Annotated in this window: 5 protein-coding genes and 2 pseudogenes; 3 read left to right on the top strand and 4 right to left on the bottom strand. The window is 42.6% G+C overall.

Annotation, left to right across the window (positions count from 1 at the left end):
* Together L654_RS0116580 and L654_RS0116575 are read left to right on the top strand one after the other, a co-directional pair.
* Positions 1-894, top strand: an 894-nt coding sequence (locus L654_RS0116580; RefSeq protein ID WP_024608450.1) for a TolC family protein, incomplete at its 5' end; no start/stop codon positions are given.
* A gap of 10 nt (positions 895-904) precedes the next feature.
* A pseudogene (locus L654_RS0116575) lies at positions 905-1,492 on the top strand (alcohol dehydrogenase catalytic domain-containing protein); the annotation flags it as partial.
* A 20-nt stretch (positions 1,493-1,512) separates the two neighbouring features.
* Here the strand turns inward: L654_RS0116575 and L654_RS0116570 are convergent.
* The 3 genes from L654_RS0116570 to L654_RS0116560 all read right to left on the bottom strand — a co-directional run bounded on the left by L654_RS0116570 (position 1,513) and on the right by L654_RS0116560 (position 3,766).
* Positions 1,513-2,997, bottom strand: coding sequence for an IS66 family transposase (locus L654_RS0116570; protein WP_024608495.1), 1,485 nt, complete (start codon positions 2,995-2,997; stop codon positions 1,513-1,515).
* An 80-nt stretch (positions 2,998-3,077) separates the two neighbouring features.
* Positions 3,078-3,428, bottom strand: a complete 351-nt coding sequence (gene tnpB / locus L654_RS0116565) for an IS66 family insertion sequence element accessory protein TnpB (RefSeq protein ID WP_024604009.1) — start codon at positions 3,426-3,428, stop codon at positions 3,078-3,080.
* Positions 3,425-3,766, bottom strand: coding sequence for a hypothetical protein (locus L654_RS0116560; RefSeq protein ID WP_024608494.1), 342 nt, complete (start codon positions 3,764-3,766; stop codon positions 3,425-3,427). Before L654_RS0116560 ends, tnpB begins: the two co-directional genes overlap by 4 nt.
* A gap of 83 nt (positions 3,767-3,849) precedes the next feature.
* Here L654_RS0116560 and L654_RS0116555 point away from each other — a divergent pair.
* Positions 3,850-4,299: pseudogene (locus L654_RS0116555) on the top strand (zinc-binding dehydrogenase); the annotation flags it as partial.
* A gap of 160 nt (positions 4,300-4,459) precedes the next feature.
* On the opposite strand, the gene L654_RS0116550 reads toward L654_RS0116555, so the two are convergent.
* A complete protein-coding gene (locus L654_RS0116550; protein ID WP_008126957.1) occupies positions 4,460-7,444 on the bottom strand; it encodes a Tn3-like element ISKox2 family transposase in 2,985 nt (994 codons plus the stop codon).
* Positions 7,445-7,583: the final 139 nt, after the last annotated feature.

The following is a 7,583-nucleotide window of genomic DNA, read 5'->3' as shown; positions in this document are numbered from 1 at the left end:
GTTAAAGGCTTTGTAAGTTATCAAGGTAATGTTGAAAAACAACACATTGTTACACTTCAAATTGAAGCGCTTGAGCAAAGTATTGACGTTCTTCAAGCCCGTGTTGACGAAGGCGTCGCAAACGAGCTTGATTTAAACCGTACTATGGCGCAGCTTAGGCAGCAACAAGCACTAATGCCTGCCATTGAGTATGCAAAATACAGCGATTTATCTGCTCTTGCAGTACTAAGCGGTAAGTTAGCGCAAAATATTGCTATTGAAAACGAGCAAGGCGTGCTTGAACGTGACTTTAGCGTTGCACTAAAAAACGCTAATAATGCCATTGCCTTACGTCCTGATATTAGCCGTGCACTGTTTGACTTTAGCCAAGCAAATAGTTTAAGTGTTGCAGCTAGCAAAGCGTTATTACCAGATATTAGCTTATCTGCATTTGCAGGGGTTGTGAGTATAGGCAGCACAGGCTTAAAAAATACTGATCAGCAGTGGCAAGTAGCGCCGCAGTTACAATGGTCGTTATTAAGTTACCCAGCATTATTAGCACAGCGCGACGCGCAGCAGTTTTTAAGTGAAGCCGCATACAGCGATTATCAACAAGTGGTATTAACTGCACTAAGTGAAAGTGAACTTTCACTGCAATTGTTGGTCAATCAGGCACAGCAAAAACGCTTTGCAGATGAGCGCTATGACTTTGCTAATAAAGCATTTTTACAATCCCAAGCAATGTATGAAGAAGGCCAAATTCCTTACCTTGAGTTGTTAGATGCGCGTCAGGATGTTTTAATAGCACAAGAAAATGCTGTTGAAACAACAATTTCTTCACTGCTTGCCAAAGTAAATGCTTACCAGTCATTTAATGGCCAATGGAGTTATGCGTTAAACGACACTAATAAGTAGAGTTATATTGATGCCAAATACTGAAAATTTACATGAATACATTATCCCGCAAACAATGCGCGCTATTGTACTGCCAGAACCAAATGAAGCAATTGACTTAGCGGATGCTGAGCTGCCTGTTCCTATTTGTGCAGATAACGAGCTGCTTGTAAAAGTAGAGTACGTTGGTTTAAATCCAGTTGATGGTCAATTTGCTAAAACAGGCTTTTGTAAATGGCAGTATCCACACATTTTAGGCTTAGATGCCGTAGGTGTTGTGGTTAAAGCTAATAAAGGTGTGTTTCCAAATGTTGGCCAGCGCGTTATGTGGCATGCCAACATTGGTGAGCAAGGTGCTTTGAGCGAATACACCAAAGTACCTAACTTTGCAGTGTCGGTTGTGCCAAGCGGTTTAAATCCGGCCATTGCAGCAACACTTCCATGCGCCGGTATGGCAGCACTTATTAGTTTAGATAAAATAGGCATTAGTGAAGGCGATACTATTTTTATTGAAGGCGGAGCCGGAGCGGTAGGGCAGTTTGCTATTCAATATGCAAAACAGCGTGGTGCAGATGTATTTACCACCGCATCAAAGCGTAACCATAAATTGGTTAAGCGTGAGCGTCTAGCGAACTACACCTATGTTTTAAAATTCCAGGGTAACAAGCTGTCGATATCGGGCTCAGGCTGGCACAGTTCATCAAGGCAAGCACAGATGTAATTAAATGGGATTAGACCATTTATCTTGGCGGTTTCCACAATGCTGTAAAGGGTGGCACTAGCATGGGCACCGTTAGCCGTTTGGCTAAATAACCAATTCTTTCGGCCTATCACAAACGGTTTTACCGCGCGTTCTGCTCTATTATTATCGATGCTAAGTCGGCCATCATCAACATAGCGTATGAGCTTGTGCCATTGATTTGCCAGGTAATTAGCTGCCTCTATCAGTTTGCTGTTCCCCACTAAATTTGGCTGATCCTGCTCAANAAGCCATATTTTTAGCTTGCTAAGAATAGGCAGGCTAACCTCTTGTCTTGCCGTATATTTGTCATCCACACTTTTATCTTTGATGCGTGACTCAACGCCGTACAGTTTTTGGATAAGGCTCAATACCACATCCGCTTTGCCGGTTTTGTTTTTACCTTGTAGCTTTTTCGCGTCGATAAATTTACGACGAGCATGCGCCCAGCAGCCGATTAAGGTTGCCTCTGTTCTGGCATAGGCTTGATAGCCATCCACGTGCAAGTACCCTTGATATCCATCAAGATAATTGACCACGCAGGCGGCCGCGCGACTATTGTGGAAGTCGTAAAGTACGATATTAGGGATAGGATTATTCGGGTCTGGTGAATCTCGACCCGAGCAATACACCCACATGTAACTGTTTACTTTGTCCGATTTCACCACCTTTAATGGCGTTTCATCGGCAAACAGCGTGGGTTGCCTTAACAGCTCGGCTTTAAGCCGTTCAACTAATGGCGCGAAGAGTGTGGCTGATTTGTCTATCCAGCTGCTCATGGTCTGTCGACTGAGTTCAATACCGTATTGCTTAAACATCGCTTCCTGGCGATACAGCGGTAACCCGTATTGGTATTTACTGGTGATAAGCTGACTGAGCAAACTGCTGGTTGCAATGCCTTTGTTGATGGGCATGGCAGGCATTGAGGCTTGTTTAATCTGTGTCTGAGTTGAGGATTTATCACAGTGACGGCAGGCGTATTTAGGCCTAATATGCTCAATCACTTTGATTTTAGCGGGTATGAACTCAAGCTTTTCTGACTTATCTTCACCCATTTTATGTAGCTCACCGCCACAGCAATCACAGGTTTTGTCGATGATGTCGTGAATAACCTGCTCACGAGGTAAGTCTTTTGGCAGTGGCTTACGCACCGGCTTTTTACGGGTATAGCTAATGGATTGTTGCTCTGCCTCAACTTCCTCAACAATTTCTTCCACTTCATTGAATAACTCGCCTTGCCCGGCAAAGCCTTCAGCACTTTTGCCGAATTGTTTTTGTTGGGCCAAGCTCCAGCGCTCTTCCAATGCCGCAATCTGGGCATCCTTCTGCGCTAACAGTTTTTCAAGTTCAGCAATGCGCTGTTTAAGGGCGAGTTCATTTTTCATGACGCCTATTTTAAGGCATCATCAAAGGCTTTGCAGTGCTAACTGAACTCACTTTGATGATCATCAATCGATCGCAAATATTAAAGCATTTTCTTACCTGCGACATCAATTTTACTGTGTCCAATCACATCATAACCCGATAATAACCAGTGTAATTGCTGCTCGCTTAAGGTCATGGTGGGTGACATGAGTTTGGGCCATTTGAACTTATGCTTATCTAATCGCTTATACCACAGTGCAAAACCGGTGTTATCCCAGTAAAGCAGTTTGAGTTTGTCACGGCCTTTATTACAAAACACAAATAGCGCACCACTGAGCACGGGTAGTTCAAGCTCTGCTTCCACCAACGCCGCCAGACCATTAATTGATTTTCGAAAATCAACGGCATCGGCACATAAATAGACGGTGGGTACATCAACGAACATCCTCATACCGTTAGCCCTTTAATAATGGCAACGATATCGGCCGTCGCTAAATCGATAGGAAACGTGAGTTGGCCGGTTAGCGTATCAAACTGCAGCGTATTTTGACGAGTTTGCGCGCAGACTTCAGTAGTTTGTTTTACCTGGACAAAACGTGATGATGTAAGGCACTGCGAGTGCACTGGCAAGGTGGAATTAGGCTGGTCTTTTGCCAGTAAAGCACGTTGTTTATAATAAGTCGTAATAGCGACATTATGGTGTTGGCAGAATTCAATATTAGTACCACTAAACGTACTGCGTTTCAGCAAAAGCTGCTGCCACTGTGCGCTTGTTCTGTAAGTTTTCATCACCTGCTCCGAATTTATCATTGAGCAGGTATTTTTAGATAATCAGAACATCGATGCTAGGTGTGGTTCGCTAGACGCTTACGGTTAAGCAGCTAGGCGCTGATGTGGTTTTTGACTATAGCGATAAAAAGCTATGCGAAAAAATCCGCAGAGAACTTGGCCCGCAAGGCTTTGATGCGGTTATTGATACGATAGGTGGAGAGTGTACTCAGCGTAATATTGAGTTAATGCGTTTTTGCGGACGTATTGCCTGCTTAAATCCGCTACCTTGTTTTGATCAAGACTTAATGTATCACCGAGCGCCCAATATTAGCGTTGTATCGATTGGTGGTGCGTGGCTTGCTAATAGTTTATGTGCACAACAACGTTTGAGTTTTATGGGCAACCTGTTACTTGAAGGAGCTGTTAGTGGCGACATTAAACACCCAGAAATAACGCCCGTAGATTTTAGTGCTGAGTCAGTATCGCAAGCACTTAATAAACAACTTGCTGGTGGTTTTACCGGCAAGCAAGTTGTTAAAGTTGCTAAGTGAAGCGCTTATACAATTTGATTTAAATTTAAGTAGTTTTAGCTAGATTAACTGATAATGTAGCCTCTACAAATTGGGGTTCTAGGGATTTTCCCCTCTAAAGTAACATAAATCGCCACAACCCTCGCAGTTAATGGCTTGTGGAGCTGGGTTACCTTTCATTTTAGACTTCATTTTCAACAATAGGCCTAGTTATTTCCTGTAAATCAGGTAGTTTGCGGTTACTAGCGAACTGATAAGTGCCGCTCAGATTAATGTTCTGCCATGCAACGGGTGATACTTGTCGAGTTATTGCTGCTTTTTCCTCGTCACCAACTTCTTCAAAGTGCAGTAATAGATGACTTAGGATCATCGAGTTAAAGTAGATAATAGCATTTGCCGTCAAACGGGCACACTCGTTCCAGACGACTATTTCTGATTCGTTTTTTCCACGGAACTGGTCACGATTGACCGATGCAATAGCTCGCCTGAGGAAATGCCAGGCTTCGCCTCGGTTCAGTGCTCGTTGAACATATTGGCGCAGACTTGCATCATCAATATAATCAAGTAAATATTGGGCTTTGATGAGCCTATTATATTCCGTTAATGCTTGTAATATAGGGTGTCTAGATGGATAACCAGATAATTTGCGTACTAGCAATGCCTGTGTTGTGCGTTTTTCTTGAAGGGATAACACAATACGCTGAATATCCTGCCAGCCTTCTTCAATCACATTCATTTTTATCGGCTTTTTCAGCGCCAGATGCGTGTTTCCGTCGTCGCTTTCAGTTACGTTAAATAGGTCATTGATCACACTGGTGAACTGAGCATACCTAGGCGCAAAACTATAACCGCATAAATCCAATAAGGCATAATTAACATGATTAACACCATGGGTGTCGGTTGAGAGGACATCTGGCTTAAGATCACTAGTATTAGATTGTAGTAAGTCGTAAATATAATGGGACTCATGCTCATTAGATCCTATGATACGGGCATTTAACGCACTATGATTGGCAACTAACGTCATGGCCGTAATACCTTTGTTGGTGCCGAAGTATTTCGAGGAGTAGCGAGTTTTAAAAGTCTCAAGGTGAGTTTCAAATTTTTGCCCATCGGTACTGGCGTGCAGGACGTCTTCTTGGATGTGATAGTGGCGGAAAATAGGGAGTGCCGCTACTGCGTTATTGATGATATCACTAGCCTCTTGCAAGGTTTCAGGCCTAATATAATTAGCTTGTATAGTGCTTAGATGCTCATAACTGCGATCAGATATTTGTGCCATCCCATATACGCCGCGATGTGTCGCATTCGCAATTAGAATAGCCAATAAATCATCCTGATTGGCGCCTACTTGTTTTTGTATTGGCAGCACGTGTGCGAAGCATTGCATAAAGTTGGTTTCTTGTTCAACATAACGCAACACATCAGCAATACTGACGGGGATCATTTGTTTAAAGAAAGGGTTGTTGACAAGTGATTGGGAGCCTTTAACTGGCAGTCGCCATCGTGTGCCACTTCGGCTCTTCATGATCACATTGCGGTTATCACCATTATCAATGTGACGAGCAACATCTTCTAGGGATGTTGTTAAGCGTATTTGTTTTACTTGCAGTAGCTTCTGAATCGGCTGCTTTAGCTTTTCCAATGTTGATGATGCCAATAGATCAGGCTGTATTGACGATGCAATTAAGTCGTCTTCTAGCGCACGATATTTAGTGACGTTTGATAAGTAAATTCGACCATTAAGCCGAGAAGCCAGTTGACGGTAAAGCAACCATTCGTATCGCTGTGGATGAACAACATCCTTGTTAATTAACCATGGACGATGTTTTTGTTGGATAAGTGTACTATCCATTGTTTGCAATGTATTACCTGCTAATAGTTCTGTTTTTGTGGTTTTGAGCTGGGTCACTAATGCTTCTGAGCCTTTACCTGCTTGGCATTCAAGACATAGAAACACGGGCCTTAATAACTGCTCAATTAACCCGTTTTGATCATCATAATATTGCCATTGATATTCTTCTACCGTGCGTTTTTGCTTTTTTAAGTACAGGCATAGCGTTTCTATATCTTGGTTATTCATTACACTTAATGCTTGTTGCCTAACCGTTGCAAATGGTTGATTATCGTCGATACTGTCATCAACAAACAGATGCAGTAATTCTGCGGCTTTGGTGACATTGTCTGCAGCTGACCTCCATGAGTCAAACACTGCCTGTTGGGCAAACGCATGCGCAGCTTCTTGTTGTTTACGGATATGATGAATAAACCCATCAGCCAATCGCTCTAGGCTTTGCCGTATGCGTTGAGTCAGAAAACACAGCAACCATAGGTGTTGCTGTGGACGCTTAAAGCGTTTTAGTTTACTGCCATAATAATCCACCATTTCACCGAAGTGTTGTTGGTTTTTAGACGATAAGGCTAAGCCCTTAACAGCATTATCAATCTGTCTTGTATAAGGCTGTAACTGATGATACACCGTCAGTTCTTTTTTTAGCTCTGTCACCATAACGCTTTTTGCACCGGCTCGAAGCTGGCTTAAGGAGAGCCCATCTTTGTCATCGATAATAGTATTTAGAAATCCGTGTAGTTCAGATGAAACATGAATACGAAGCTTATTATTTAACGCCTTCTTGACCTGTTGGATAACACGACTGATAAGCTTTTGTAAGACAGTATATTTAGGGATGGCAATTCTATGCGTTGCTAGATATTCAGCGGCTGCATCGAATAGATAACGAGGCTCAAGCCAAGCTTTGCCGACCATAACAAGATGTTCGTACAGCGGCGCAAAGTGCAGACTTTCGTCCCATTTCTGATAGTTTAATAACCTCAGTATTCTTTGATATATACGGTCACGCTGCATCTTATTAATGCTGAAAGGCCTGATCCCTTTGCCTCCTTGAACTTGCGTTGAAATAAACTGCATATCGTCAAAGATGAGGTTAAAGCTAGGTGAAAGAATCACAGGCTTAGACTTAAAATACCCTAATAACGCAATGAAATAGCATCGGTGGTTCCTTAGGCGAATACTTTTCAACTCTGTTAACTCGATCTCGTTTGGCGTAAAATACAATCGTTGTTGTTCAAGTGATAATAGCGGCGGAGAATATAGATCAAGCTGCTCAGCTTTGGTAAGAATTGATAGTTCGTTTTTTATAGCCATAGGAATTAAATTAAGTTTAAGGGGTTGTTAACCTCATAATTTGCCATACTTTGGAGAAGTAACCCACCTTTGTATGCCTTTAAATATGGTGAGTATGGCGATTTATGTTACTTTAGAGGGGAAAATCCCTAGAACCCCA

This window comes from Pseudoalteromonas sp. TAB23 (assembly GCF_000498075.1).
GTDB lineage: Bacteria > Pseudomonadota > Gammaproteobacteria > Enterobacterales > Alteromonadaceae > Pseudoalteromonas > Pseudoalteromonas arctica.
The sequence above is the reverse complement of the archived record's forward strand: the minus strand, read 5'-3'. Positions and strand labels throughout refer to the sequence as shown.

What these genes read in the sequence shown, in the direction of transcription:
- L654_RS0116550 (WP_008126957.1), bottom strand. Translation starts at nt 7,444, where the DNA reads ATGGCTATAAAAAACGAACTATCAATTCTTACCAAAGCTGAGCAGCTT.
- L654_RS0116560 (WP_024608494.1), bottom strand. Translation starts at nt 3,766, where the DNA reads ATGAAAACTTACAGAACAAGCGCACAGTGGCAGCAGCTTTTGCTGAAA.
- tnpB (WP_024604009.1), bottom strand. Translation starts at nt 3,428, where the DNA reads ATGAGGATGTTCGTTGATGTACCCACCGTCTATTTATGTGCCGATGCC.